The sequence below is a fragment of the Roseococcus sp. YIM B11640 genome, assembly GCF_049727625.1.
Lineage (GTDB): Bacteria > Pseudomonadota > Alphaproteobacteria > Acetobacterales > Acetobacteraceae > Roseococcus.
The window spans coordinates 213,330-239,348 of sequence record NZ_JBBJOZ010000004.1; the positions used below are offsets into that span (position 1 = coordinate 213,330).

General features: G+C 69.3%; 24 protein-coding genes. 12 read left to right on the forward strand and 12 right to left on the reverse strand.

The window, feature by feature from the left end; all coding sequences use genetic code 11:
* Positions 1 to 13: 13 nt before the first annotated feature.
* Together WJM96_RS17465 and WJM96_RS17470 are read right to left on the reverse strand one after the other, a co-directional pair.
* Positions 14 to 1,810, reverse strand: a complete 1,797-nt coding sequence (locus WJM96_RS17465) for a heavy metal translocating P-type ATPase (protein WP_424813812.1) — start codon at positions 1,808 to 1,810, stop codon at positions 14 to 16.
* 2 nt (positions 1,811 to 1,812) lie between these two features.
* Entirely contained in the window at positions 1,813 to 2,247 is a 435-nt protein-coding gene (locus WJM96_RS17470) for an acyl-CoA thioesterase (protein WP_424813813.1), read from the reverse strand.
* 181 nt (positions 2,248 to 2,428) lie between these two features.
* Here WJM96_RS17470 and minC point away from each other — a divergent pair, with 181 nt between their 5' ends.
* The 6 genes from minC (at position 2,429) to ggt (ending at position 8,729) form a co-directional block, all read left to right on the forward strand.
* Entirely contained in the window at positions 2,429 to 3,187 is a 759-nt protein-coding gene (minC, locus tag WJM96_RS17475; RefSeq protein WP_424813814.1) for a septum site-determining protein MinC, read from the forward strand.
* Between the two features lie 28 nt (positions 3,188 to 3,215).
* Entirely contained in the window at positions 3,216 to 4,037 is an 822-nt protein-coding gene (gene minD, locus WJM96_RS17480) for a septum site-determining protein MinD (protein ID WP_424813815.1), read from the forward strand.
* Positions 4,034 to 4,315 (forward strand): cell division topological specificity factor MinE, encoded by a 282-nt coding sequence (gene minE, locus WJM96_RS17485; protein WP_424813816.1) that lies wholly within the window; start codon positions 4,034 to 4,036, stop codon positions 4,313 to 4,315. The genes minD and minE overlap by 4 nt, the downstream gene beginning before the upstream one ends.
* A gap of 35 nt (positions 4,316 to 4,350) precedes the next feature.
* Positions 4,351 to 5,391, forward strand: coding sequence for a serine hydrolase domain-containing protein (locus WJM96_RS17490; protein WP_424813817.1), 1,041 nt, complete (start codon positions 4,351 to 4,353; stop codon positions 5,389 to 5,391).
* A gap of 92 nt (positions 5,392 to 5,483) precedes the next feature.
* Positions 5,484 to 7,007 carry a YifB family Mg chelatase-like AAA ATPase gene (locus WJM96_RS17495; RefSeq protein ID WP_424813818.1) on the forward strand — a complete coding sequence of 508 codons (1,524 nt, stop codon included), beginning with the start codon at positions 5,484 to 5,486 and terminating at the stop codon, positions 7,005 to 7,007.
* Between the two features lie 36 nt (positions 7,008 to 7,043).
* Positions 7,044 to 8,729, forward strand: a complete 1,686-nt coding sequence (gene ggt / locus WJM96_RS17500; protein WP_424813819.1) for a gamma-glutamyltransferase — start codon at positions 7,044 to 7,046, stop codon at positions 8,727 to 8,729.
* A 10-nt stretch (positions 8,730 to 8,739) separates the two neighbouring features.
* Here the strand turns inward: ggt and WJM96_RS17505 are convergent, their stop codons facing one another.
* The 5 genes from WJM96_RS17505 to WJM96_RS17525 all read right to left on the reverse strand — a co-directional run bounded on the left by WJM96_RS17505 (position 8,740) and on the right by WJM96_RS17525 (position 12,486).
* A complete protein-coding gene (locus WJM96_RS17505) occupies positions 8,740 to 9,042 on the reverse strand; it encodes a hypothetical protein (protein WP_424813820.1) in 303 nt (100 codons plus the stop codon).
* Positions 9,043 to 9,054: 12 nt separating this feature from the next.
* Positions 9,055 to 9,363: a hypothetical protein gene (locus WJM96_RS17510; RefSeq protein WP_424813821.1), complete on the reverse strand. Its 309-nt coding sequence runs from the start codon at positions 9,361 to 9,363 to the stop codon at positions 9,055 to 9,057.
* A 100-nt stretch (positions 9,364 to 9,463) separates the two neighbouring features.
* Positions 9,464 to 10,423 (reverse strand): tripartite tricarboxylate transporter substrate binding protein, encoded by a 960-nt coding sequence (locus tag WJM96_RS17515; RefSeq protein ID WP_424813822.1) that lies wholly within the window; start codon positions 10,421 to 10,423, stop codon positions 9,464 to 9,466.
* Positions 10,424 to 10,480: 57 nt separating this feature from the next.
* On the reverse strand, positions 10,481 to 11,467 hold the full coding sequence (locus WJM96_RS17520; protein WP_424813823.1) for a dipeptidase: 987 nt from the start codon (positions 11,465 to 11,467) through the stop codon (positions 10,481 to 10,483).
* The gene (locus tag WJM96_RS17525) at positions 11,464 to 12,486 is read right to left on the reverse strand and encodes a histone deacetylase family protein (protein WP_424813824.1); all 1,023 of its coding nucleotides are present in this window, start codon (positions 12,484 to 12,486) and stop codon (positions 11,464 to 11,466) included. Before WJM96_RS17525 ends, WJM96_RS17520 begins: the two co-directional genes overlap by 4 nt.
* 66 nt (positions 12,487 to 12,552) lie before the next feature.
* On the opposite strand from WJM96_RS17525, the gene WJM96_RS17530 reads away from it, so the two are divergent.
* The 6 genes from WJM96_RS17530 to WJM96_RS17555 are packed head-to-tail and all read left to right on the forward strand — an operon-like array spanning position 12,553 to position 20,687.
* On the forward strand, positions 12,553 to 13,842 hold the full coding sequence (locus tag WJM96_RS17530; RefSeq protein ID WP_424813825.1) for an ArgE/DapE family deacylase: 1,290 nt from the start codon (positions 12,553 to 12,555) through the stop codon (positions 13,840 to 13,842).
* On the forward strand, positions 13,839 to 15,098 hold the full coding sequence (locus tag WJM96_RS17535) for a Zn-dependent hydrolase (protein WP_424813826.1): 1,260 nt from the start codon (positions 13,839 to 13,841) through the stop codon (positions 15,096 to 15,098). The genes WJM96_RS17530 and WJM96_RS17535 overlap by 4 nt, the downstream gene beginning before the upstream one ends.
* Positions 15,095 to 16,339: a M20 family metallo-hydrolase gene (locus WJM96_RS17540; protein WP_424813827.1), complete on the forward strand. Its 1,245-nt coding sequence runs from the start codon at positions 15,095 to 15,097 to the stop codon at positions 16,337 to 16,339. The genes WJM96_RS17535 and WJM96_RS17540 overlap by 4 nt, the downstream gene beginning before the upstream one ends.
* Position 16,340: 1 nt before the next feature.
* Complete coding sequence (locus WJM96_RS17545; protein ID WP_424813828.1) at positions 16,341 to 17,882, forward strand: M81 family metallopeptidase; 1,542 nt, start codon at positions 16,341 to 16,343, stop codon at positions 17,880 to 17,882.
* An 11-nt stretch (positions 17,883 to 17,893) separates the two neighbouring features.
* Positions 17,894 to 19,075, forward strand: a complete 1,182-nt coding sequence (locus WJM96_RS17550; protein ID WP_424813829.1) for a M20 aminoacylase family protein — start codon at positions 17,894 to 17,896, stop codon at positions 19,073 to 19,075.
* Positions 19,076 to 19,097: 22 nt separating this feature from the next.
* Entirely contained in the window at positions 19,098 to 20,687 is a 1,590-nt protein-coding gene (locus WJM96_RS17555; RefSeq protein WP_424813830.1) for a Na+/H+ antiporter, read from the forward strand.
* 7 nt (positions 20,688 to 20,694) lie between these two features.
* On the opposite strand, the gene WJM96_RS17560 is transcribed toward WJM96_RS17555, so the two are convergent.
* The 5 genes from WJM96_RS17560 to flgG are packed head-to-tail and all read right to left on the reverse strand — an operon-like array spanning position 20,695 to position 26,015.
* Positions 20,695 to 21,894, reverse strand: a complete 1,200-nt coding sequence (locus WJM96_RS17560; protein ID WP_424813831.1) for an MFS transporter — start codon at positions 21,892 to 21,894, stop codon at positions 20,695 to 20,697.
* 6 nt (positions 21,895 to 21,900) lie between these two features.
* Positions 21,901 to 23,532 carry a GMC family oxidoreductase gene (locus WJM96_RS17565; RefSeq protein ID WP_424813832.1) on the reverse strand — a complete coding sequence of 544 codons (1,632 nt, stop codon included), beginning with the start codon at positions 23,530 to 23,532 and terminating at the stop codon, positions 21,901 to 21,903.
* 37 nt (positions 23,533 to 23,569) lie between these two features.
* The gene (gene flgH, locus WJM96_RS17570; protein ID WP_424813833.1) at positions 23,570 to 24,298 is read right to left on the reverse strand and encodes a flagellar basal body L-ring protein FlgH; all 729 of its coding nucleotides are present in this window, start codon (positions 24,296 to 24,298) and stop codon (positions 23,570 to 23,572) included.
* Positions 24,295 to 25,230: a flagellar basal body P-ring formation chaperone FlgA gene (flgA, locus tag WJM96_RS17575; RefSeq protein ID WP_424813834.1), complete on the reverse strand. Its 936-nt coding sequence runs from the start codon at positions 25,228 to 25,230 to the stop codon at positions 24,295 to 24,297. Before flgA ends, flgH begins: the two co-directional genes overlap by 4 nt.
* Positions 25,230 to 26,015 (reverse strand): flagellar basal-body rod protein FlgG, encoded by a 786-nt coding sequence (gene flgG, locus WJM96_RS17580; RefSeq protein WP_424813835.1) that lies wholly within the window; start codon positions 26,013 to 26,015, stop codon positions 25,230 to 25,232. The genes flgA and flgG overlap by 1 nt, the downstream gene beginning before the upstream one ends.
* Positions 26,016 to 26,019: the final 4 nt, after the last annotated feature.

The window sequence follows — 26,019 nt, forward strand, 5'->3', positions numbered from 1 at the left end:
GACTCCTCCGATCTTAATCCTTGAGCGCGCGAAGGGCATTGAGAACGACCGCTGCGTCAATGCCCTGCTGCAGGAGAGCTCCCTCCACGGGTGCGAGGTACCCAAAGGCCGCGGCCAGCATTCCGATGGCCGAGAGGCCGATCCCCGCCAAGGCGCTTTGCAGCGCGATGTCCCGCGCGTGCCGGGCAGCTCGATGAGCCGCCACCAGCGGCCTGAGGTTATCGGCGAGGAGGACGGCATCCGCGGCCTGGGCGGCGGCGGCTCCACGCGTCCCGACGGCCAGGCCCACATCGGCGCTGGCCAGGGCGGGCGCATCGTTCAGACCATCGCCCAGCATCAGAACTGGTCCATTTTGACGTTCGCTTTCGACCAGCACGACCTTGCTGGCCGGTGTCTGGCGAGCGTGTGCCGCATCGGCGCCGATGTGCCGTGCCATGGCTTCCACCGGCTCCAGCGCGTCGCCCGAGGCCAGGACGATGCGTTCCACGCCCCCCCTTCGCAGGGCATCGACCACCTCCCGAGCTTCCGAGCGAGGCGGGTCATGCAAGAGCAGGGTGGCGGCAGGCTTGCCATCGAGCGCAATGGCGCATCGGATGGATCCAGGCGGAATGTCATGGGCGGGCAAGGAGGGGGGCTCCGCTCCGGCAAGCTCGGCAATCCAGCGCGCCCCACCGACCGCGACCTGCCGCCCGCCGACACGGCCCTCCAGTCCTTCGCCCGGAACCTCACGAACGTCTTCTGGCGTCGCCAAGACCAGGCCGCGCTCACGCGCCGCGGCCACCAACGCCCGCGCCACAGGATGCTGCGTGGCCTGGTCCAGCGACGCGCCCATGCGCAAGGCTTCCGCGTCCCCAGCGATTTCCGAGATGGCGGGAGAGCCGAGGGTCAGCGTGCCGGTCTTGTCCGTCACCAGCACGCGAATGCGCGCGAGGCTTTCCAGAACAGCCGCCGATTTGACCAGGAGCCCCAGCTTCGCAGCCCGCGAAAGGCCGGCCAGCAATGCGACCGGTACGGCCAGAATCAGGGGGCAGGGCGTGGCGATCACCAGGACGGCCAGTGCCCGGCGCGCCTCACCCGTCACGATCCAGGCGCCACCGGCCAGGACCAAGGTGATGACCAGAAAGACGAGCGACCAGCGATCGGCGAGCCGCGACATGGGCGCTCGGCTCTCCGCTGCGTCTCGAACAATGTCCATGATCCGCGCATAGGTGCTGGCGCGTGCATCCGTGGTCGCCCGCAGATCGAAGGTTTCTCCTGCATTGCCGCAACCGGAGAGCAGCGTTTCGCCGTGTCGATAGCGGACCGGCATCGGCTCTCCCGTCAGCGCCGCTGTGTCCAGGACAGCCAGATCAGAGGCCAGCGTCCCGTCGACAGGCAGGATGGCGCCGCGCGGGATGAGCAGCAGGTCGCCGCTGGCGACACTCTCGATGGGAATTTCCACGAGGCCGCAGGCCTCGTGTCTCATCACGCTGCGAGGTTGGCGGGCCATGAGCGCCGTCATCTCCGCGCCAGCGCGGCGATGGGCATAGTCTTCCAGGAATTGCCCAAGAGCATACATCAGGCCGACGATGTTGGCGGCCAGCGGTTCCCCCAAGGCCAGGCCGGCGGCCATAGCTAGGGCCGCGATGGCGTCGAGGCCCAGAATGCCCGCGCGAAGGCTGCGGACCATCTCGACCAGCAACACAGCCAGAACCGGCAGAGTTCCCAGGGCATAGTAGATGGAGCTGTCGGCACCGCTCCCGGCGGCCAGCAGCCCGGCCGCCAAGCCCAGCAACGGCAGGGCCAGTAGCGCGCGTCGATCGACCGGCAAGTTCAGGCCGCCAGGGCTTCGGCCGCGGCCCGGAGAGCATCCGGGAGGGGCACGGTCCGCGATTGCTCGGCCCTTTTTACGTAGACATGGGTGAAATGGCCTTCGGCCGCGGCCTCATCGTCGTCGTTGCGGAAGAGCGCCAGGCCGTAGGTGATGGAGGACGTGCCGAGCCGGCTTACCCGGAGGGCGCCTGTCAGAAGATCGGGAAAGGCGACCGGTGCGTGGTATCGGCACCCCGTCTCGACCACAAGGCCGACCTCCTGGCTGGAGGCAAGGTCCAGAACGCCATGGGCCAGAAGGAATCGGGCGACCACCGTATCGAAGAAGCTGTAATGCTGGACATTGTTCATATGGCCATAGATGTCGTTATCCATCCAGCGCGTGGCCATTGGCAGGAACCAGCGGTAATCGGCCCGCCGGCCGGGCGGCGTCCTCACGCCGGGCGCTCCGAGGCTTCCGAAAGGCGACGATTCTGGGACATGCCCGCCAGCATGGACCTGATTCGGGTGCATTTCCATCGGCAGGCCCAGGTTGGGGCTTCGCTGTGCGCTCCGGGACGGCTATCAAGGCTTCTTCGCCTGCAATCAGGGATCACTACCCAAAGGCCATGACCTGCCCATGACCGTCGCCGCGAGGCCCGCCTCGCCCCCCGAAGCCTTCCGCCTGCGCGCGAGCAACTACAGTCTGCTCACGCTGCGCCTGCTCACCGGTGACGTCCAGGCGGTGTTGCCCGCGCTGGGAGATCAGTTCCGCCGCGCCCCTGGCTTTCTGCGCTTTGCCCCCATCGCCATCGGCCTGGACGATCTCGGCGGCGAGCAGGTTGACTTCCCGGCCCTGGTGCAGGGCCTGCGCGCCCTGGAGATCCTGCCGATCGGCGTGGTGGGCGGCAGCCAGCCTCTGCGCGCCGCCGCGGCCGGTGCCGGCCTGCCCACCCTCCGGCCGGCCGGGCAAAGGGAGACCGAGGTCGAGGCGCCATCTCCCGTCGGCGCGCCCCCCGTCGTGATCACGCCGGCAGCGCCTCCGCCGGAGCCATCCCGCCCGGCCATGCCGCGCAGCATGCTCGTCACCCAGAATGTTCGCGCCGGGCAGCGCGTCTATGCCCAGGGCAGCGACCTGATCATCGTGGGCTCCGTCAACGCGGGTTCCGAGGTGATCGCGGACGGCAACATCCACATTTACGGCGCCCTGCGCGGCCGCGCGGTCGCAGGCGCTTCGGAGGATGCGGAAGCGCGCATCTTCGCCCAGAATTTCGACCCGGAGCTCGTCGCGATCTCCGGCTTCTACGCAGTGCGTGAGGGGCTTTCCTCCACGCCCATCGGCCGCGGGGTGCAGGTGCGCCTCGATGGCGAGCAATTGCGGTTCGACCCCCTGGTCTGAACCCTCAGCAAGCACGAAGGAAGCAACCATGGCGCAGGTGATCGTCGTCACGTCGGGCAAGGGAGGGGTAGGCAAGACCACCAGCTCTGCCGCCATCGCCACCGGCCTCGCTCAGCGGGGCAAGAAGACAGTGGTCATCGACTTCGACGTCGGCCTGCGCAACCTCGACCTCATCATGGGTGTCGAGCGGCGGGTGGTCTTCGACATCGTCAATGTCATCCAGGGAGAGGCGAAGCTTTCTCAGGCGCTGATCAAGGACAAGCGCGTCGAGGGTCTCTACATCCTCCCGGCCTCGCAGACACGCGACAAGGACGCGCTGACGAAGGAGGGCGTGCAGACCATCATCGACGAGCTGTCCAAGGAGTATGACTACATCCTCTGCGACAGCCCCGCCGGCATTGAGAAAGGCGCGCTGCTGGCGCTCTACTTCGCCGATCAGGCGATCGTCGTCACCAACCCGGAAGTGAGCTCGGTCCGCGACAGCGACCGCATCCTGGGCGTGCTGCAGTCCAAGTCCCGCCGGGCCGAGGAGAAGAAAGATCCGGTGAAGCAGCACCTGCTCCTCACGCGCTACGACGCCGCCCGCGTCGAGCGTGGCGAGATGCTGAAGCTGGAGGACGTGCTGGATATCCTGGCGATCCCGCTGCTCGGTGTGATCCCGGAGAGCGAGAGCGTTCTCAAGGCGTCCAATGCCGGCAACCCGGTAATCATGGATGCCGAGAGCCAGGCGGGGCAGGCCTATGCGGATGCGGTGGCGCGTTTCCTTGGTGAGGAAAAGCCGCATCGGTTCATCGAAGTCGAGAAGAAGAAGGGCCTCTTCGGGCGCCTCTTCGGCGGGAGGGCTGCATGAGCTGGCTGAATTTTTTCCGCAAGCAGCGTGAGACCGAGGGGACGGCCAACCTGGCCAAGGATCGCCTGCAGGTCATCATCAGCCATGAGCGGGTGAGCCGCACCAAGGAGGACTTCCTCCCCAAGCTCCAGAAGGAGCTGGTGGAGGTCGTGGCCCGCTACGTGAAGATCGACGCCGACAAGGTTCACGTGAACCTGGAGCGCGGCGGCGACTTCTCGACGCTCGCCATCGATATAGAGCTCCCTGGCCCCGCGGGGCTTGGCGGCCGCGCGGCCTAACCCACTCCGACTGACTGAACGTCCAAGGTAAGCACATGACACCGGCATTGAAGGCGGCCACGGATTTCGCGGCCGCGCACGAGACCCCCTGGCCTCGCGACATTCTCGCCCATCTGGAATCCGGCTTCTTCGAGCCGCCCCCCGACAATGAGGTGATCGGCCCGACCGCGCCGCGCGGCGGCCCGAACGGCGCGATCTACTGGCACGGCAAGCGCGTCGCCGAATGGGGCGATCCGACCCGCGCGGACATGACCTTCAGCGTGGCCAAGAGCTACCTCGCCATTCTGGCCGGCCTCGCCTGGCGCGATGGGCTGCTGAAGGACATCGACGCCCCTGTCTCCGCGACGGTGAAGGATCCGGCTTTCGAGGGCGCGCATAACGGCGCGATCACCTGGAAGCATCTGTTGACCAACACCTCGGAATGGGAAGGCACGCTCTGGGGCAAGAGCGACCTTATCGACCGCGGCCGTTCGCTCGGCGTGGAAGGGCAGGGCAAGAAGCGCAGCACGCGCCCGCTGCAGCCGCCTGGCCAGTACTGGGAATACAACGACGTTCGGGTGAACGCGCTGGCGCTCGCGCTGCTCCACCTTTTCCGCCGTCCTCTGCCCGAGATCTGGGCCGAGCGCATCATGAAGCCCATCGGCACAAGCGATGGCTGGACCTGGCGCGGGTACCGCACCTCGGGCGTCGAGATCGACGGCAAGGTCATCGAGAGCGTTTCCGGCGGCGGCCATTGGGGCGGCGGCCTCATCATCAATGCCGAGGACCAGGCCAAGGTAGGCCTGCTCGTCGCGGCGGACGGGCAATGGCAGGGGCGAGAGATCATTCGCAAGGAGTGGCTCGACCTGTGCCGCACGCCCTGCGCGCTGAACCCGCATTACGGTTTTCTCTTCTGGCTCAACACCGGCCGCACGAAATGGCCGAGCGCGAGCGAGGGCGCGGTGTGCTTCTCAGGCGCGGGCGGCGCGACGACGTGGATGGAGCCCGCGGAGGGGATCGTCGCGGTGTCGCGCTGGCTCGACGGCGCGCATCTCGACGAGTTCATGCGTCTCGTGCGGGCAGCGCTGGCTGAGTGATGCCGCGTTTGCAGGCGTAGTCCGATGCCGCGGCAACAATATCATAGGTGGAACCGTTGCAACCTGGCGTTGCGAATGGGACCAAGGTTGCGATGAGCCTCGCGCGCCTTGCCACCTTTGCCTTCGCGGGCATTCAAGCTGTGCCCGTGGAGGTGCAAGTGCAGCTTGCACCCGGCCTTCCATCTTTCCAGGTCGTCGGCCTTGCCGACAAGGCGGTGGCGGAAAGCCGGGAACGCGTGCGGGCGGCGCTGACCGGCCTCGGCTTGGCACTGCCGGCCAAGCGCGTTCTGGTCAACCTCGCCCCGGCCGATCTTGCGAAGGAGGGGAGCCACTATGACCTCCCCATTGCGCTGGCCCTGCTGAGCGCGATGGAGGTGATTCCGCGCGAATGCCTCTCCGGCTTCGCCGCGTTGGGCGAGCTCTCGCTGGACGGCTCGATCCTTCCGGTCGCCGGTGTGCTCCCCGCCGCACTCGGAGCCTCGACGGCAGGCTTGGGGCTCATCTGCCCTGCGGCCCAGGGCGCCGAGGCGGCCTGGGCCGGTCGCGGCGAGGTGTTGGCGCCGGCCGACCTCCCGGCCCTGCTCAACCACTTCCGCGGCGTGCAGGTCATGACGCCGCCCGCTCCGCCGCCGCTGCAGGCGGAGGACTGGCGCGGACCGTGCCTTTCCGAAGTGAAGGGGCAGGAGACTGCCAAGCGCGCGCTGGAGATCGCCGCCGCGGGTGGGCATAATTTGCTCATGATCGGCCCGCCTGGGGCGGGAAAGTCCATGCTGGCGGCGCGGCTGCCCGGCTTGCTGCCTCCATTGACCCCCGCCGAGGCCCTGGAGCTCTCGATGGTGCATTCCATCGCCGGCTTGCTTCGCGACGGGCGCCTTCTGACACGTCCTCCTTTCCGGGAGCCCCACCATTCCGCGAGTCAGGCCGCGCTGATCGGCGGCGGCGGGCGCGCCCGGCCCGGCGAGATCAGTCTGGCGCACAACGGCGTTCTGTTTCTCGACGAATGGCCGGAATTTCCCCGGCCGGCGCTCGAAGCTTTGCGGCAGCCGATGGAAACCGGCCGGGCCGTCATCGCGCGGGCCAACGCTCACGTCACCTATCCGGCACGCTTTCAATGCATCGCAGCGATGAACCCTTGCCGATGCGGGCATCTGGGCCAGACTGGACGCGAATGCGGGCGGGCCCCACGCTGCGGGGAAGAATATTCCGACCGTCTGAGTGGCCCGCTGCTCGATCGGATGGACATCACCGTGGAGGTCCAGGCGGTTCCTCCCTCGGAGCTTGCCCGCGCCCCATCCGGAGAAGCCACCTCCCGCATTGCGGCGCGCGTGCGCGCGGCCCGGGAGCGTCAGCGCCAGCGCTATGGCGAGGACGGGCCGCGCCACAATGCGGCGGCCGACGGCCCGATCCTGGAAGCCACAGCCCGGCTAGACGAGGCGGCACGCCAGCTCCTCGAGCAGGCCGCGGATCGGCTCGCCCTTTCCGCGCGCGGCTTCGTCCGCACGATCCGGCTCTCCCGTACGATCGCCGACCTCGAGGGCGCGGAGGGCGTCTCTCGCTCCCATCTCGCCGAGGCCCTGAGCTATCGGGGCCGGCGGGGACTGCGCCGCGCCGCGTGACGGGCGCGGCTTTTCCGGGCTAAGCCCTTGCGCGTGATGCGCGCGCCCCTCTTCGTCTCGATGCTGCTGGTCCCCATTCTGGCCTGGGCTCAGCCGGAGCCGGCCCAGCGGCAGATGGTGGTGGCGCCGCATCCCCTGGCGGCCGAGGCAGGGCTCGCCATCCTGCGTGCCGGCGGTGGCGCCATCGATGCCGCAGTTGCCGTGCAGGCGGTCCTGACCCTGGTAGAACCACAGGCGTCGGGTATCGGCGGCGGTGCGTTCATGCTCCATTGGAATCCCGCGTCGCGCGATCTGTCCGGATGGGATGGCCGCGAGACGGCGCCCGCCGCGGCCCAGCCCGACCTCTTCCTGCGGGACCGGCGGCCGATGCCTTTTGCGGAGGCCGCGATGGGCGGGCGTTCCGTCGGCGTGCCCGGCGTAATGCGCATGCTGGAGGCCGCACACCGCGCACATGGCCAGCTTGCCTGGGCGGCCCTCTTTGCGCCCGCTATCCGCCTGGCCGAGGAGGGCTTCCCCGTATCCCCCCGGTTGGCGCGCAGCATCGCCCTTCATGCCGTGCCGCTGCGCGCGGATCCCGGCGCACGGGCTGCCTTCTTCACGCCGGAGGGCGAGCCGCTTCCGGAAGGAGCCACGCTCCGGAATCCCGCCCTCGCCGAAACGCTGCGTGCCATTGCCGACCAAGGGGCCGACGCGCTGCATCGCGGACCCATCGCCACGGATATCGTCAATGCCATTCGCCGTCACGCCAATCCCGGGCTAATGACGGCCGATGATCTGGCGGGGTACGAGCCGCGTCAGGTGGCCGCCGTCTGCATGCCCTATCGCATCAACGTCGTTTGCGCCCCGCCAGCGCCTTCCGGCGGGCCTGTGGTGCTCCAGATCCTCGCCCTGCTGGGTCATTTCGACCTGGACGTGCTGGATCCGGCAGGTGCCGACGCCGCGATGCTTCTTGGTGAAGCCGGGCGCCTCGCCTTCGCCGATCGCAATCGATACATGGCCGACCCCGGCTTCGTCGCTGTTCCGGTTCCGGGCTTGCTGGACCCTGCCTATGTGACCCAGCGCGCGCAGGCAATCTCGCTGGACCGGGCCATGACCGCGCCACGCGCCGGCAATCCCCGCCGATATGGTCCCCCCCTCGCGAGCCAGCCCGACCAGCCCGAGAACGGCACATCTCATATCGCCGTCATCGACGCGGCGGGGCGGGCGCTTTCGATGACGACGACGGTTGAGGGGCCCTTCGGCGCGCATCTAATGGTGCGAGGCTTTGTGCTGAACAATCAGCTGACCGACTTCTCCTTTTTACCGGAAGTGGAGGGGCGGCCGGTGGCGAACCGGGTCAGCGGCGGCAAGCGGCCGCGATCCTCCATGTCGCCCGTCATCGCCTTCCGCGATGGAGAGGTAGAGCTCGTCACCGGCTCGGCCGGGGGGGCGCGCATCATCGGCTACGTGGTGCAATCCATCGTCGCCACCCTGGATTGGGGCCTGGATCCCCAGGCCGCCGCCGCGCTTCCGCATGCAGGGGCGCTTAACGCGCAGATCGAGTTGGAGCAGGGCACGGCCGCGGCAAGTGTCGCCGCGACACTGATCGGCCGTGGCGCGCCGGTCGAGACGCGCGAGATGAATTCCGGCACCGGGATCATTCGGGTCCAGCGTGACGGCCAGTCCCTGCGGCTGATCGGTGCCGCCGATCCACGCCGGGAAGGCGTCGCGCTCGGCGACTGAATCGCCTGCCTCACTGGTGCAGGTAGAACATCACCATTAGGGCGAGGAACATGGCGCCAGCGATGAGCGTCGGAACGGCGGGCACCAGCAGCAGAACCGTGGCGACACCCGTGTGACCCTGGCCATGAAGGAGCGCGGCACCGCCGAGCACCAGGATGCCCAGCGACACCACGATGAGCAGCGGCGCTACGACGGGCCAATAGCTCTGCCCCGTCTCGGCCAGCACAGGCGACGTTGCGATGGCATGGCATTGCCAGAGCGCGAAGCAGGCGATCACTACATCCACCGCGAACAGGGTCCGAAAGGCCGTCATATCGCTCGCCTCCTAGTGATGCGCGCCACCCATCGAGAACAGGGCGGCGACGAATATGAGAAGCAGGAGCACGATCAGCGTTGGAACCGCGGGGATGAGAAGGACGAGGCTCGCGAGGCCGTTGCGGCCTCTCTCCTTCAGCAAGAGCGCGCCCACTAGCGCGCCACCAAACACGCCAAGCACGGCGAGCTGCGTCAGCATGAGGGGCCAGGCGTCATAGTAGTGCCGCGGCCCGAGATCAGGCGCCAACTGCAGGCATTGCTGCAGCACGAATAGCGCCACGAGCGCATCGAATACGAAGAGGATACGGAAGCGTGTCATCTGCGCGTGCCTTCTGCTCGCGGCAGATTGCGCGGCTACCGTCCCAGGAGCTTCGCGCGGACCGAGGCCGATTGTCGCGTCGGTCGCGCCGCCGCGAGCCTCAGGGCCGGATGTTCTTCTCTGCGATGAGGCGCGTCCACGTCGTGAGCTCGGCATCGATCCGGCGTCGCAGCGCTTCGCCGTCGCCCGTCATGGGCGCGGCGCCCTGCGAGGCGAAACGCTCTCGAACAGCCGGGGTGGCATTCACCTGTGTCACGGCCTCGCGCAGGCGGTTGGCGGCGGCCGGATCCAGGCCGCGCGGGCCCAGCAGCCCGTACCAATAGGTCATCGCGAAGTCGTAGCCGGCCTCGCGCGTCGTCTGCACGCCGGGGAAAGCCGCGATCTCGCCGCCCGGCGTGCCCACCGCGATGGCTCGCACCTGCCCGGCCTGCATGCCCGAGATCATGGTGGCCGGCGCGGCGAGGACGAGCTGGATGCGTCCCGCCACCGTATCCAGGAACGCCGGCCCGGCACCGCGATAAGGCACGTGCGTCAGCTGGATGCCAGCCAGATCCTGGAACACCTCCATGTAGAGATGCATGGTCGAGCCAATGCCCATCGAGCCGTAGTTCAGCGCGCCGGGCTGCGCGCGCGCCAGGGCCACGAACTCGGCGAGATTCCGGACAGGCAGGGAAGCGGGAACGGTGAAGACGGTCGGGTAGTCCACCAGCTCCGCGACTGGCTCCATCGCCGTGCGCATATCGAAGCCGAGATCGGGCAGGATCGGCGGCACCGTCACGATGGAATTGTCGGTGATGAGAAGCGTGTAGCCGTCGGGCCGCGCCTGCACGACCTGGTTCCAACCGATGGCGCCGCTGCCTCCGGTTCGGTTCTCCACCACGAAGGACTGGCCGAGCGCGGCGCCGAGCTGCTGCGCGTAGAGGCGGGCGACGAAATCCGTCGTGCCGCCGGGCGCCCAGGTGATGACGACGCGCACGGGGCGCTCCGGCCAGGCCGCATTCGCGGCCAGCGGCAAGGCGAGCAGCAAGGCCGCCACGAGGCGGGACAGGGTGCGGATCATCGGCATTTCCTCCAGTTGCCGACAATCTGGGGGCTGGGGTGCCGTCGGTCCAGCGCCTCAGCCGGCGCCGCGGAGCACCTGGCGCCAGACGCGAAGGAAGTTGCCGGACCAGAGCAGGCCGATCTCCCGCTCGCCGTACCCCCGGCGAACCAGCTCGGCCGTGATGTTCGGCGTCTCTGCGGCATTCGCCCAGCCGAGGACCGCGCCGCCGCCATCGAAGTCGGAGGAAATGCCCACGTGATCGAGGCCGATGCGGCGCACCGCATGATCGACGTGATCCACGAGGTCGGCGACGGTTGCCTGCGAGACGCCATTGGCGCCCGGTGACTTCAGGAAGGAGGCGACGGCCGTAATCTGCGCGACACCGCCGACGCGCCGGATCATGTCGAGCTGCTCGTCATCGAGGTTGCGGGGATGCTGGCAGAGCGCGGCGCAGGCCGTGTGCGTCACGGCGATCGGCACGCGGGAGAGCTCCGCCGCCTGCATCATGCCCGGCTTCGAGACATGCGCGCAGTCGATCATCAGGCCGGCGCGGTTCATTTCCGCGACGGCTGTTCGGCCGAGGGCCGAGAGGCCGCCGTGCTCGCTTTCGGCGTCGCCCAGGTTCTTGCGCGGCCGCGCGCTGTCGGCGAGCGCGTTGTGCCCGTCATGCGTCAGTGTGAGGTAGATGGCCCCGAGCTTTCGCCACAAGGCAATGCGGCCGAGGTCGGTACCCATGGCATAGCCGTTCTCGACGGCCGACAGCACCGCCGGGACGCCCTGGGCGAAGGCGGCCTCCACCTCATCCGGCGTGGCGCAGAAGCGCGCCTGGGCGCCTTCGGGACGCGCGCGGATGTGGCGCAGCATGGCCTCGGCGCGCTGCGCTGCGGCGGCGTGGCCCGCGAGGTCGCGCTGGCCCTGGCCGACATAGGCGATGAAGACCGCGGCGCTCATCCCGCCGGCGACCATCTTGGGCAGGTCCACGCATTGCTTGGTATCGGCCCGCCAGTCCGGCGTCTCAGGCCAGCGGATGTCGATATGGGTGTCGAGGACGAGAGGCTTCATCGCGCCTCTCCGAAGCCGGTGAGGAAGCGCTGGAGCAGCGTGCCGAGCAGGTCCACGTTGTAACCGCCCTCCTGACAGATGGCGGTGGGTAGCTTCAGTCGTCCGATGGCGTGGCCCGCCCGCTTGAAGCCCTCCTCCGTCACCTTCAGTGCGGCCAGCGGCTCGAACTCGCTGGCATCGAAGCCGAGCGGAACCACCAGCGCGTCGGGTTTGAATTGGCGGATCGCCGCGATGGCCGTGTCGAGCGCCGCGAGCCAGCCCTCGTCGCTCGTGCCGAAGGGCTGCGGCAGGTTGAGGTTGGCCGCGCCCTTTTCCTCGGCGAAGCCGACATACCAGGGGTAGTAGCGCGAGGGGTCGCCATGGATGGAGACGGTCAGCACATCCGGGCGGTCCCAGAAGATGCCCTGCGTGCCGTTCCCATGGTGGCTGTCGATGTCGAGCACCGCGACGCGCTGAGCCCCCGCGTCGCGCAGGCGCTGAGCGGCGAGCGCGCTGTTGTTGATGTAGCAATGGCCGCCGGCGCGCCCTGCATAGGCGTGATGGCCAGGCGGGCGGCAGAGCGCATAGGCCATGCCGCCCTTTGCCGCCACATCGGCGGCCGCCAGCGCGCAGCCCGCCGCGCCGATCGAGGCCTGCCAAGTGCCAGCCCCAATGGGGCAGGCGGCGTCCGCCGTATGGGCCCCGGCGCGCGAGATCACATGCCCGGCCGGGCGCGAGGACTGGGCCAGCATTTCCGGCGTCGGGTGGATATTGGGGACGATCTCGGCCCCGGCCTCGGGCATGGCGGCCCATTCGGCGTGGGCGTGTTCGAGGAAGTCCAGGTATTCGGGCGTGTGGATCTTGAGCAGCGCCTCGCGGGGGGCGGGCTTGGTTTCCTCGGGCTTGAGGCCCAGCGCATCCAGTCCCGCGCGCAGCGAGGCGGCGCGCGCCGGTACCTCGAAGTTGGCGCGCACGGTTCCGCGCATCAGGAAGAATTGCGGCGCGTGCTGCGCCTCGTCGGGGTGGTGGAACGCCTTCATGGGTGACAGTGAAGCGCGCCGGGGCGGCCTGGACAACCACGCCGGCCGCTGGCCATGCTGCGGCGCATGACATCGCTTGATCCCGGCGCGCGCCGCGCCATCCTCGAGGCCGCTGATTCGCTGCGCGAGGAGACGCTGGACTGGCTCTTCCGCCTGGTTCGCTGCCCATCCACCCTTGGCAACGAGGCCTCGGCCCTTCACGAGATGGAGCGGATCTATCGCCATCTCGGCCTCTCGCCCTTCCGCGTGCCCACCGTGCCGGAGAAGCTCAAGGATCATCCCGGCTTCTCGCTGCCGCTGATCTCCTACGAAGGGCGCGACAACGTCGCCGCCATTCATCGTCCGAAGACCACGAAGGGCCGCAGCCTGGTCCTGCAGGGCCATATCGACGTGGTGCCCGAGGGCGCGGCCGACATGTGGGAGACGCCGCCCTATGAGCCGACCATCCGCGACGGCCGGGTCTATGGCCGTGGGGCAGGGGACATGAAGGCGGGCGTCATCGCCTACAACATGGCCTTCCTCGCCCTGAAGCGCGCGGGGCTGCAACCGGCGGCGGAGGTGCAGCTCCAGGCCGTGATCGAGGAGGAATGCACGGGCAATGGTGCGCTGGCGACCATGCTGGCCCTCCCGAAGGCCGACGGCGTCATCATCCCCGAATCCGGCCCGGGCCGGGACGGCTTCTACACGGCCGAGGTCGGCGTGGTCTGGGCCTGGGTCACGGTCAGCGGCCGGCCGGCGCATGTCAGCCGCATGCAGGCCGGCATCAACGCCATCGAGGCGGCGAACATCATCGCCGGCGCGTTCAAGGACTACGAGGCTGAGCGCAACCGCGCCGAGAACGTCCATGCCGCCTTCCACGGTCACAACCACCCGATCAACGTGAATTTCGGCACGATCGAGGGGGGAGAGTGGAATAGCTCCGTCGCCACGCGCTGCCGCATCGGCATGCGTGTCGGCGTGATGCTCGGCTATCCGGCGAGCCAGGTTCGCGCGGATATCGAAGCGCTGGTGGCGAAAGCGGCCAGCGACGAGCGGCTGCGCGGCACGCAGGTGAAGCTGGAGTTCAAGGGCTTCATGGCGGATGCCTGCACGCTCTCCACCGATGATCCGATCGCGATGACCGTCCGCCGCAGCTACGCCGAGGCGACGGGTGCGGAACTGCCGGGCGTGTCGATCCTGGGCCTGACGGATGCGCGCCACTTCAAGCTCTACCAGGACACGCCGGCCTTCGTCTTCGGGCCGGACGCGCAGGAGGTGCACGGCATCGACGAGAGCGTGGCGATCGAAAGCATCCACAACGTCACGCGCACCATCGCGCTGAGCATGGCAACGTGGTGTGGAGTGGAGAGCGCATGAGCCAGACCAACCTGCCTCTGTCGGGAGCCCGCCTCTGGGACAGCCTGATGGAGATGGCGAAGATCGGCGGAACGCCCAAGGGCGGCTGCAACAGGCAGACGCTGACGGATGTCGATGCGGAAGGCCGCGCGCTGTTCCAGAAGTGGGGCGAGGCGGCCGGCCTGACGCTGAGCGTGGACCGCCTCGGCAACATGGTCTTCCGCCGCGAGGGACGGAACCCGTCGCTGCCGCCGGTGGCCATCGGCAGCCATCTCGACACCCAGCCGACGGGTGGGAAGTACGATGGCGTGCTGGGCGTGCTCGCGGGCCTCGAGATCATGCGCGCGCTGCACGAGGCCGGCGCCGAGACCGAGGCGCCTATGCTGCTCATCAACTGGACGAATGAGGAGGGCGCGCGCTTCTCGCCCCCCATGATGGGCAGTGGCGCGGCCATGGGCATCTTCAGCGAGGCGGAGGTGCTGGCGAAGACCTCTTTCGACGGCGCCGTCTTCGGCGAGGAGCTGAAGCGCATCGGCTGGCAGGGCACGGCCGATCCCGCCGATCTGCAGAAGGTCGGCCACTACCTCGAGCTGCACATCGAGCAGGGCAAGATCCTGGAGGACGAGGGCTTCGACGTCGGCATCGTCACCCATGCGCTCGGCCAGAGCTGGTTCGAGGTGGTGCTGGAGGGCGAGGAAGCCCATGGCGGCTCCCCCATGGCCGGGCGGCGCGATGCGATGATGGCGGCGGCGCCGCTGATCGCGGCCGTGGAAGAGATCGCGCTTACGACCGTCTCGCCCGCCGGCGAGCCGGGGCGCGGCACTGTGGGCGTGGTCGACATCTATCCCTCCAGCCGGAACATCGCGCCCAGCCGCGTTTTCTTCACCATCGACATGCGTCACGGCGATCCGGACTGCCTGGCCTCGATGGAGGCCAAGCTGAAGGCGAAGGCGGAGGAGTTGGCGAGCGCGCGCGGCGTGAAGATCACGGTTACCAACTTCTGGCACTCGCCGAACACGCGCTTCGATCCTGATCTTGTCCAGCGCGCCCGCGATGGCGCGACGGCGCGCGGGTTGAAGTGGCGCGACATTCCGACCGGCATCGGCCACGACGCGGTCTACATGGCCCGCAAGGTGCCGACGGTGATGGTCTTCTGCCCCTGCCATGGCGGGCTCAGCCACAACGAGGCCGAGAGCATCACGCCGGAATGGGCGACTGCGGGCCTGCAGGTGCTGGCCGATGCGGCGCTCGCCACCGCGGGTCTCGTCAAGCCGTGAACCTGCCGCTTTCCCCGGACCGTCTGTGGGACCGGCTGATGGAGTTGGCGAAGATCGGCCCCATCCCGGGCGGCGGCAACAACCGCCCGGCGCTGTCCGCGCTGGACGGCGAGGCGCGTGCCCTGCTGAAGCGCTGGGGCGAGGAGATCGGGCTGGCCGTTACCGTGGATCGCCTGGGCAACATGGCGCTGCGGCGGGAAGGGCGGGACCCGGGCCGCAAGCCCGTGCTGGTCGGCAGCCATCTCGACACCCAGCCCAGCGGCGGCAAGTTCGACGGCCCCTATGGCGTGCTGGCGGGGCTCGAGATCCTGCATGCGCTGCATGAGAGCGGCCTCGTCACCGAGGCGCCCATCATCCTGGTGAACTGGACGAGCGAGGAGGGATGCCGCTTCAGCCCTTCCATGATCGGCGCCGCCGGCGCCATGGGCGTGCTCTCCGAGGCCGAGGTGCTGGACCGGCGGGCGCTCGACGATGGCGAGCGTTACGGCGATGCGCTGAAGGCCACGGGCTGGGACGGCGCGGCCGAGCCCACCGCTCTCCAGGATGCCGTCGCCTATTTCGAGGCCCATATCGAGCAGGGTCCCGTGCTGGAGGCCGAGGGCTATGACCTTGGCATCGTCACCGGCGGCTACGCCACCGAGCGCGCGCTCGTCACTGTCACCGGCGAGACGAGCCATGCCGGCACCACGCCCATGGAGATGCGGCGGGACGCCGTCCTTGCCGCGGCGGAGATGATCGCCGCCGGCGAGGCCATCCTCTACCGCATCGCGCCCGAAGGCCGCATGACCGTCTGCCGTTTCATGGCCGACCCCGGCGCGGATGGCGTCGTCCCCGGCGGGGCGCGCTTCGCCTTCGAATACCGCCACCCGGCGGACGAGGTGCTGGCCAGGCTGCTCTCGGAGGCGGATGCCGCCATGACTGGCATCGCGCTCCGCCGGCAGGTGGAGGTGAAGCGCGAGCCCTATTGGTCCTTCCCGGCCGTCGTCTTCGACGAGGCGCTTGCGGGCCGGCTGCGCGAGGCGGCGGACCGCCATGGCGCGAGCCATCGCGACATGCTCTCCGGCGCCGGCCACGATGCCTATCACGCGGCGGCCCGTATGCCCGCCGTCATGCTCTTCATCCCCTGCCATGGTGGGATCAGCCACCACCCCAGCGAGTCCATCTCCCGCGAATGGGCGGAGAAGGGACTGCGCGTGCTGGCCGATGCCGTCATCGCCACAGCGAATTCCGAGGAACAATAGGATGCGTATCGCCGTCGCCGGCTTCCTGCATGAAAGCCACTCCTTCGCCCCCGTACCCACGCGCTGGGAGAACTTCCTCCAGCCTGGCGGCCTCCCGCCGCTTCTGCGCGCGCCCGAGATGCTGGCCCGGCTGAAGGGCACCTCCGTCTGCGCCGCCGGCGCCATTGCCGAGGCGGAGGCGAACGGGGCGAGCGTTGCCCCGCTCACCTGGTGCTTCGCCCAGCCCGCCGGCCCGGTGACGCGCGAGGCCTTCGAGCGGATCAGCGCCATGATCGTGGCCGAACTCTCCAAGGCCATCGAGGACGGCCCGCTCGACGGCGTCTTCCTCGACCTGCATGGCGCCATGGTCAGCGAGGATTTCCCCGATGCGGAAGGCGAGCTGATGCGGCGCGTCCGCGCCGTGGTGGGCAAGGACATGCCGCTCTCCATCACGCTCGACCCGCATGCCAACATGACGCGGCATATGGCTGAGCTCGCCGATGTCATCGTGCCCTACCGCACCTATCCGCATGTCGACATGCTGGCCGTGGGCCGTCGCGCGATGGCGCTGCTGCTTCAGCGCATCGCGCGCCGCAAGCCTTGGGCAATGGAGTTCCGCGAGCTCGACTTCCTCATTCCCATCACCAGCCAGTGCACGATGGTCGAGCCCATGGCGGGCGTGATGGCCAAGCGGCTGGAGCTGGAGAAGGGCGCTGTCGAGCTCGCCTATTGCTTCGGCTTTCCCTATGCGGATTTCCCCGGCTGCGGCCAGGCCATCGCCGCCTATGCCGAGACGAAGGAGGCAGCGGCCGAGGCCGCGGACGGCCTGGCCAAGCACATCGCGGGGCTGGAGAGCGCCTTCGTCGGCGGTGTACAGGAAGCGCCGGAAGCGGTGGGCGAGGCCATCCGCATCGCCTCCAACGCCGGCAAGCCGGTGGTGATCGCCGATACGCAGGATAATCCGGGCGGCGGCGGCCATGGCGACACGACCGGTCTGCTGGCCGAGCTGATCCGCCAGGACGCGCAGGGCGCCGTCATCGCACCGATGAACGATGCCGAGGCTGCGCTCGCCTGCCACGCGGCGGGCGAAGGCGCCACCGTGACGATCGCCCTCGGCGGCAAGAGCGATGGCGCGCCCCTGGAAGTGACCGGCGTCGTCGAGCGCCTGGGCGACGGCAAGTTCACGCTGACCGGCCCGATGGGGAAGGGAAACCCGGCCGATCTCGGCCCCTCGGCGCTGCTGCGTATCGGCGGCGTGCGCGTCGTCATCGTCAGCCGCAAGATGCAGGCGCACGACCAGTCGATGTTCCAGCACATCGGCATCGAGCCGACGGAGCAGAAGATCCTGGCCGTGAAGTCGAGCGTGCATTTCCGCGCGCATTTCCAGCCTATCGCGGAGAAGGTCCTGGTCGCCGCCGCCCCGGGCCCCGTGGTGGCCGACCCGGCAACGCTCCCCTTCACCGCTCTGCGGCAGGACATGCGGCTGCGCCCCGGCGACAACCGCCGTTTCGGCATGCGAGAGTACCGCCGCCCCGGCCCGGGGACCCAGAGCCGCATCGACTGAAGGAGACCGCCATGCCCATCCTCGATGCCATCGCCGCGCTGAAGCCCGAAATGACGGATTGGCGCCGCGATTTCCACGCCCATCCCGAGATCGGGTTCGAGGAGGTCCGGACCAGCGGCATCGTTGCCGAGAAGCTGGAATCCTGGGGCATCGAGGTGCACCGGGGCCTCGGCAAGACCGGCGTGGTGGGCGTCCTGCGCGGCAAGCATCCGGGCAACCGCAGCATCGGCCTGCGCGCCGATATGGACGCGCTGCCCATGCCGGAGCTGAACGAGTTCGCCCATCGCAGCCAGAATGCGGGCCGCATGCACGCCTGCGGGCATGACGGGCACACGACCATGCTGCTCGGCACCGCGAAGCACCTGGCCGCGACACGGGACTTCTCGGGCACCGTCCACTTCATCTTCCAGCCAGCGGAGGAGGGGCTGACGGGCGCCCTCGCCATGGTGGAGGACGGGCTGTTCCAGCGTTTCCCCTGCGACGCGGTCTACGGCATCCACAACCTGCCGCAGCTGCCGCTGGGCGTGGTCGCGATCCGGCCTGGCACGGTGCTCGCTGCCGTGGACTATTTCTCGGTGAAGCTGAAAGGCCGCAGCAGCCACGCGGCCGAGCCGCATCGTGGTCTAGACCCGCTGCCCGGCGCCACCCAGCTCTACAGCGCGCTGCAATCCCTGGTCAGCCGCCGGATGAACCCGCACAGCACGGCGGTCCTCAGCATCGGCCAGTTCCATGCCGGAACCTCGGACATCGTCCTGCCCGAGGAGGTGGAGATGCGCGGCACCATCCGCACGCTGACGCCCGAGAATCGCAAACAGATGGACGACCTGTTCCAGGACATGGTGCGCGGCACGGCCGCGGCCCACGGGCTGGAGCTGGAGCTCGACTACCGCCGTTCCTACCCGCCCACCATCAACACGCCGGACCAGTCGAGCCTGGCCAGCGAGGCCGCGGCCGCCATCGTAGGCCCGGAGGGGATCAAGGACGACCTGCCCTCCCTGACCGCAGGCGAGGACTTCTCCTACATGCTGAACGCCTCGCCGGGCGGCGCCTTCCTGCTGCTCGGCCAGGCGGGTGCGGATGGCAGCCATGCCGTCCCGGTGCATAACGGCCGCTACGATTTCAACGACGACCTGCTGCCGATCGGCGCCAGCTGCTTCGTCTCCATCGTTCAGAAGGAACTCGCGGCGCGGTAGGCGCCGGAGCGAGGAACACAGCATGCACGGCCACGGCGCGGAGATCTTTGAACTGGTGATCGCCATGTTCCTGGCGATCATCGTGCTGCACTATGTGGCGCGCCGGCTGATGCTGCCGCCGGCCGTCGCTCTCCTCGCCGGCGGGTCGGCCATGGCGCTCCTGCCGGGCATGCCGGCTGTCTCCATCGACCCCGAACTGGTCCTGGTCATCTTCTTGCCGCCCTTGCTGATGGACGGCGCGTGGATGACGGCCATCGCGCCCTTCCGCCGGCATCTCATCGGCATCCTCTCCCTGGCCGTCGGCGCCGTGATCTTCACGACGCTGGTCGTGGCCTTCGCCGCGCATCTCCTGCTGCCGCAGCTTCCCTGGTGGGCTTGCGTGGCGCTGGGGGCCATCGTCTCGCCGCCCGATGCGGTCTCGGCGCGCGCGGTGCTGCAAAGCGTGCGGCTGCCGCGCCGCGTGATGACGCTGCTCGAAGGCGAGAGCCTGCTGAACGACGCGACGGGCCTGGTGCTCTTCCGCTTCGCCGTCGCCGCGACGCTGACGGGGGCCTTCTCCGCCGGCGAGGCCGCGGCGAGCTTCGCGATCCTGGCCCTGGGCGGCGCGGTGGTCGGCGCCGCCGTGGCGGGCATCTGGATGCTGCTGGTCCGGCGCCTCGACGAGGACGATCTCGTGATCGCGAGCTCCGTCCTGATCTGCTGGACGGCCTATCTCTCCGCGGAGATGGTCCACGTCTCGGGCGTCATCGCGACCGTGACGGCGGGGCTGGTCGCGGGCTGGTACCAGCACGTCGTGCTGAACGCGAGCCGGCGCATCCGCGGCTCTTCCTTCTGGGACGTGATGGTCTTCCTGATGGAGGCGGCGGTCTTCATCCTGATCGGCTTCTCCTTGCGCGGCGTGCTGGAGCGCGTCGGGGGGTGGGAGGTGGTCTGGAACCAGATGGCCTGGCCGGCCGGGATGATCATCCTCGCCATGACCCTGGCCCGCTTCGTCTGGCTCTTCGCCTCGGATGCGGTGATCCTCGCGGCCAAGCGCACCGGTCTCACGGACAAGTCGCCGCTCGGGCCCCGCGCCTCGACGGTGATCGGCTGGGCGGGCATGCGGGGCGTGGTCACGCTGGCGGTGGCGCTGAGCTTGCCGGAGGCGATGCCGGGCCGCGACTTCATGATGGTGACAGCTTTCGCGGTCATCCTGGTGACGGTGCTGGTGCAAGGCACCACCCTCGGCCTCGTCATCCGCTGGCTGGGCGTTTCCGATCATGCCGACGCCCGGCCGCGCATGACGATGTCCGATGCTGAATGCGCCATCGGGCAGGCGCAGCTGAAGGTGGTCGAGCGGATGGCCTATGACGTCGAGGGCCAGCTTATCCATCCGCAGCTGCTCAACACCTATCAGCGCCGTGCCGCGATTTCCGAGCGTTATGTCGGCCGAGAGACCGAGATGGCGCCAAACCTCCAGGCCCACTACGCCGTGGTCCGCGCCGCCATCGCGGCCGGCAGGGCAGAGCTGGTGCGGCTGCACCGCGCGGGCGAGATCGACGACGAGACGCTCCATGAGCTGGAGCACGATCTCGACCTGGAGGAGCTGGGGGCCATCGCGGCCGCGAACTGAACGGTGCTCAGCGGCCGCCGCCGAGGCGCCGCACCAGCCAGAGCCCCGCGAGCGTCACCGGCGCCAGATGTCCGAAGGCCAGGGCCCATCCCACGGCGTTGTCGGGCCCGGCGAAATCCAGCGCGACGCCGACGATGATCGGCCCTAGGAACCCGCCCGCGTAGCCGCACATGCTGTGCAGCCCCATGGTGGCGCCTCGCCGCTCCTTCTCCGCTGCCTGCACCGTGCCGGCTGTCAGGGCGGAGCTGTCGAGGTAGATCGCGGCATTCCAGGTGAGCACGCAAAGCGCCGCTAGCGGGGCCGAAACGAGCGCGGAGCCACCGGTGACCAGGGCGAGGACCGCGGCCGTCCCCGTGGCCACGGTGACCACCCGCATCCGCCCGAAGCGCTGCGCCACCTCGTTTCCGGTCAGCGAAACGGCGATGCCCAGAAGGCCCGCCGCGGTGAAGATCGCGCTCGGGCCCGGCAACCAGGATGACGCGCCGTGCCGGGCGATGACGAAGGCGAGAAAAGTCACGCCCCAGGCCCGCAGCGCCGCAAGCTCCCAGGTATGGACCGTGTAGCCGGCGATCCAGGCCATGGCCGCGCGGTTGCGCAGCACGGGCCGGAAGTCGAGCAGCGCGGCCGGAGAACGCCCGGCCGCGGTCTCAGGCGCCTGGCGGGGCATGGCCATCGCGCCGATCGCGAAGGCCATCATGGCCGCCACCGCGCCGAAGATAAACGCCGCGGCCGGCCCGGCCAGGACATCGAGGGCGCCAGCCACCGCGAAGGAGGCGGCGCCCGCCACACCCACGCCGGCGGCGTGCAATCCGACGGCGCGCGCCTGTTCCGCACCTTCGAGCCGGTCGGCCAGCACCTTCAGACCGGGCATGTAGCAACCGGCCCAGCCGGCCCCGGCTATGAGGCGCAGCACGAGCGCGCTCCAGAAGCCATCCGCGATCAGCACGAAGCCGAGATGCGAGAGCGCCGTCAGCCCGGTGCCCAGCATATAGATGCGCCGTGCCGGAACCCGGTCCGTCAACGCGACAAGCACTGGCACTGCTGCGACGTAGGCCGCGAAGAAGGCCCCGATCAGCCAGCCCGCCTCGGCACCCGAGAGGGACCATCGCATGATGAAGCCGGGCAGTAGGGCCGGGAGGGTGAAGGTGCCGATCTGCGCCAGCACCTGGGCCGCGACCACCGCCGTCGTGAAGCGAGGGCCGACCACGGCGTGCTACGCCGCGGCCGCCGACTCCAGCTCCCGACCGCGGATGAAGTCGCTCGCTTTCTCCGCGATCATCAGCGTCGTCGCATAGGTGTTGGCGCTGGTCATGGACGGCATGATCGAGGCGTCCACCACGCGCAGGCTCTGGAGCCCATGCACGCGCAGCCGGTCGTCCACGACGGCCATCGGGTCGGTCGCGGGGCCCATCTTCGCCGTGCCGATCAGGTGGTAGGTCGTGCTGCCGTTCTTGAAGGCGAAGTGCAGCAGCTCGTCGTCGGTCTGGACGTCCCGGCCGGGCAGGGTCTCCGTGTCCACGAAGGGCGCCAGCTCGGGCGTCGAGAGCATCCGGCGCAGCAGGCGCATGCCGCCGATATGCACGCGGCGGTCCATTTCGTCGGAGAGGTAGTTGGGCTGCAGCTCCGGGTCCTCGAAGACATCGGTGCTGCGGGCGCGGACCCAGCCCTTGCTTTCGGGCCGGTGCTGCCAGGCGCCCGCGGTCATGCCGGCATAGTCGTCCAGCACATAGACCATGCCCTCCTTATAGGAGCCCGGCGTGAAGACGCATTGCAGGTCCGGCTGGTCGAGCCCCTCGAAGCTCTTCCAAAAGACATGCACGTGGGAGGGCGCGGTGGCCAGGATGCTGTCCCGCCCCGTGCCCCAGCGCAGGATCTGGTTGCCGAGCTTCAGGCCGCGCGAGAGCTCGTTCAGCGTCTCGACGCCGGTCTTGGCGCGCATCACGAAGCGGCTGGCATAGTGGTCGCGGAAATTCTCGCCCACGCCGGCGAGCTCGTGCTTGACCTCGATGCCGAGCTTCTGCGCGATCCAGGACGGCCCGATCCCCGAGACCTGGAGCAGCCGTGCGGTATTGGCGGTACCGCCGGAAAGTATGACCTCGCGCCGCGCGCGCACCTCGGTGGCGGCGCCGCCGCGCTCTGAGATGTAGCGCACGCCGACGGCCTTCTTGCCCTCCAGCACCACCGTGCTGGCCCGCGCATTCGTCCGCAGCGAGAGATTCGGCCGGCTCAGAGCGTCGTGAAGGAAGGCGCGATAGGCGCTGACGCGCTTGCCTTTCAGGATCGCGCGCTGGAAATAGCCCACGCCCGCCTGGTCGCCGCTGTTGTAGTCCGGGTTGCGCGGAATCCCCATGCCGACGCAGCCGGCGATGAAGGCCTCCGATAGAGGATGGATCCAGTCCATGTCCGTGACCGGAATGCCCTGGGTGCGGCCCCGCTTGGCGTCGTCGCCGAAGCCGATGCGCTTTTCCGTGCGGCGGTAGTAGGGAAGGCTGTCGGCGTAGCCCCAGTTGCGGTTGCCGAGCTGGGCCCAATGGTCGAGGTCGCCGGGCTGGCCGCGATTGTAGATCATGCCGTTCACCGAGGAGCCGCCGCCCAGCGTGCGCCCCTGGACCGTCGCGATCCGCCGGCCTCCCGTGCGCTCGGTCGGCTCAGTGCTGAACTGCCAGGTGACGGCGGGGTCCTTCAGTGTCTTGATGAAGCCGGCGGGGATGTGGATGAAGGGGTTGCGGTCCTTCGGGCCCGCTTCCAGCACGCAGACGCTGACGGCGGGGTCCTCGCTGAGGCGGGCCGCCAGCAGGGATCCGGCCGCGCCGCATCCCACGATGACATAATCGAATTCGTCCATCTGTGCGTCTCCCCCGATTCACCCAGGGTAGCGCCGATCAGAAGGGCGACAAGATGTCGATGAGCTGCTGGCCCAGCCGCGGCTGCTGCAGATCCGAGAGCGAGCCCCGCCCGCCATAGGAGATGCGGGCCTCGGCCAGCCTGTCGTGGCGGATCGTGTTGTCGCTCGCGATATCCTGGGGCCGGACCACGCCCTGGACGGCAAGCTCGCGCAACTCGTTATTCACGCGCACTTCCTGCCGGCCCATGACGACCATGTTCCCGTTCGGCAGCGCCTGCGAGACGGTGGCGGCGAGGCGCAGCGTCACTTGCTCCTGCCGGTTCACCGTGCCGTTGCCATCGCTGGCGCCCGTGCCGTTGGTGTTGATGAGGGCGGCGGGGTTGGCGCCGCGCGGCAGCAGGCGGCCCGCCTGGGTCTCCAGGCCGAACATGTTGGGCACGCCCATGGCCTCGGTCCCGTTGCGGCTGCGCTGGGTGCGGTTCTGGAGCTGCGCCGTGTCCTGGATGGAGACAAGGATGGTCAGCAGGTCGCCCACCTGGGCGGCGCGCTGGTCGCGCAGAAAGGTGCTGCTGCCGGGCCGCCAGAGCGAGTTGTTGAGCGGCGGCGCCTCCTGCGGGGCAGGCATGGGCATGGTCACGGGCCGCCAGCGTGGGTCCTCCGTGGGGTTCGTGACCGGCGACATATCGGGTGCGCGGCCCACGCGCGAGAGCCTTTCCGCCTGCCCACAGGCCGAGAGCGCGAGCAGCAGGAGCAGCGCGGCCCTCATCGGCCGGCCACCGGAACGGCGCCCATCGCCACCCGCACGCGTCCCGGTGCGATGGCCACTCCTTCCACGATGCTGCGGCTCGCGAGGTTCATGACCGGCACGGTCGCGCCGCGCGCGGCAGCCTCCAGCGCGCGGCCCTGGGCGGTGAGGGTGATGCCCGGTGCGTCCAGCAGCAGCGTCACCAGCGCGTTCTTGCCCACGATGGAGGGCGGGCCGAGATCGACGAGTGCGAAGGCCTGGTCGGCCGCCATCGGGCGCCGCAATTCCTGCCCCACCACCTGCTCGGCCTGCTGGGCCTGGCCCGGCCGCACGCGTTCCGCGCGCAGGCGGGTCAGCCGGACATCGGCAGGGCCCAGCACCTCGCCCAGCGCCAGCCGCCGCGTGGCGACGACGACGGGCACGGTGGGCGAGGCACGCCCTGCCAGCCGCATGCGCTGCGCGCCCATGCCATCCGCCAGCACGACGAGCGTGGCCTGGAAGCGGAGGCTCGGCTGCTCCACCGTTACCGCCTCGGCCGCCACCTGGAACCAGGAAGCCGCAGGGATCATGGGCGGCACGAAGCCCGGCAGCTCCACCTCCATCTCGGGGTCGATGCCCTGGCGCGCCAGCTCCTCGCGCAGGGCGGCCTCGATGTCCTGGCGCGGCACCTGACGGCCGGCGCGCTCCACCACCGCGCGGTCATGCGGTGTCAGCGGCCGCCAGCCGAGGTTGTGGCGGCGCGAGAGATTCCAGAGGTTCGCGGCCTCCAGTACCATGCGGCGCCCCGGCGCCGGCGCGGGGGCGAGCGCGATGTCGGGCGCATTCTCGAAGAGGTCGGAGAGGCGCAGCGTCTCGCCGTCCAGCAGCACATGCGGTCGCAGCAGGGCGGGCTCGGCGGCGCGGGCGGGCGCGGCGGCCAGCGCGCCGAGGGCGAGAAGGGAGCGGCGCAGCATCAGCGCAGCCTCGTCAGCGTCTCGAGCATGGAGTCGGAGGCGGTGATGACGCGGCTGTTCATCTCATAGGCCCGCTGGGCGGTGATGAGGGCCGTGATCTCCTGCACCGTGTTCACGTTGCTGCCTTCCACGAAGCCCTGCGAGACGGCGCCGTGCCCCGGCTGGCCCGGGGCCGCGATCTGCGCCTGGCCGGAGCCCGGCGTGGCCAGGAAGAGGTTGTCGCCGATCGCCTCCAGCCCGCCTTCGTTGGCGAAGATGGCGGTCTGAATCTGCCCCACATTCTGCGGCGCGATCTGGCCGTCCAGGCTCGCCAGCACCTCGCCGCTGGCATTGATGGTCACGTCGCGCGCGGCGGCGGGAATGGTGATGCCGGGCTGCACCACGAAGCCTTCCGCCGTCACGATCACGCCCTCCGGGCTCAGCGCGAAGGTACCGTCCCGCGTATAGGCTGTCTCGCCGGAGGGAAGCTGGATCTGGAAATAGCCGTTGCCGCGGATCGCGATGTCGAAGCGGTTCTCGGTCTGCTGCAGGTTGCCCTGTTCCGCCACGCGGTAGATCGCGGCCGTCCGCACGCCGAGGCCAAGCTGCGCGCCGGAGGGCAGCACGCTGCCCGTGTCGCTACTCTGCGAGCCGACGCGGCGCAGGTTCTGGTAGATCAGGTCCTGGAACTCGGCGCGGCGGCGCTTGAAGCCCGTCGTGCTCATGTTCGCGAGGTTGTTCGAGATCACCTCGACATTGGTCTGCTGGGCGAGCATGCCCGTGGCGGCGATGTGAAGTGAGCGCATGGCG